General features: G+C 35.5%; 1 protein-coding gene and 1 pseudogene. Both read right to left on the bottom strand.

All coding sequences use genetic code 11. From position 1 onward, the window contains the following. A pseudogene (locus tag FTV42_RS17475) lies at window positions 1–384 on the bottom strand (hypothetical protein); the annotation flags it as partial. 137 nt (window positions 385–521) lie between these two features. Continuing rightward, window positions 522–986, bottom strand: coding sequence for a hypothetical protein (locus FTV42_RS17370; RefSeq protein WP_179991772.1), 465 nt, complete (start codon window positions 984–986; stop codon window positions 522–524). Window positions 987–1027 lie beyond the last annotated feature (41 nt).

Genomic DNA, 1027 nt, shown 5'->3' with positions numbered 1-1027 from the left:
AAATACAGGTTGAAATAATTCCTCCAATTGAGGTAGATAAGCATTGATAAGGCGTGCGGTCTTTATCCTATTGCAAGTTAAACACCAACGATTTTTACAATAAGTCGTGTGTATTTTACCCACTTCATTAGTTAGAAGTGTTTCAGCACAATAAGTACTATTCTTATAAGATTTGAAAAGTTTAGACTTTGGATTGAAATTCATCAGCGATAAGGATATCCCCTTGCTGACGTACTTAGACCATTGCTTTTTTTTAAGGGTATCCTTTGAGGTATCCCTTTTTTGTAGTAAATTTGCCATTGTAAAAAGACTTAAACAAGCTATCAAATCATATGGGCCTGCCAGCCCGATTAGATAGCTTTTTTTGTTTTTAGATGTTACCAAAAGTAACGCTTTTTTTTCATTTTGGGGACAGTAATGCTAACTTATCAAGAGGGGGGTCGAAAAGTATCGCTCAAGGGTCTTTTTGCTCTCGCAAAAAGCATGTAGGTTTTTTTAGCATTTTCCGAACAAAACAAGTTCTATTGCTTCGCCCACTCATTGAACTCTTTTATTCTCTTTTCATCAGCCTTAATAAACTCGATAAATCGCTCCTTACTTTCTCGCTCTTTTTTAAGCTCTTTGGCTTGGTTACTAGTGAAAAAAGAAAAGGCTAACACAGCCAATAAAACAAAAGCAAATATTCCTACTACTCGCATTCCAAGCATAGGCGTTTGAAACTCCTTTTTTGCCTTTTCTGATGCTTTCTCTATTTCGTTGATGTAGTTCTTCATCTTTTCGTCTAAAGGCTTTAAATCGACTGAAAAGCTCTCTATACGGTCTAACTCTCCACGTAATTGGATTACAGCTTTGTTTGTTATCTCTCGTAATTCATTTTGTTGTTCTTTCTGTGTCTTTTCGTGCGTTTTAAGGCTCTTTTCAAGGTCTTTCACTACTTGTACTACTACTTTTCCTAACGTTTCGTTAGATATTCTCTTTTCGCTCATATCGTTTATTTTAATATCCTATTCCGTGTCCTCTGCTTAAT

The sequence above is a fragment of the Acinetobacter sp. YH16052 genome, assembly GCF_013417155.1.
Classification (GTDB): Bacteria; Pseudomonadota; Gammaproteobacteria; order Pseudomonadales; family Moraxellaceae; genus Acinetobacter.
The sequence above is the reverse complement of the archived record's forward strand: the minus strand, read 5'-3'. Positions and strand labels throughout refer to the sequence as shown.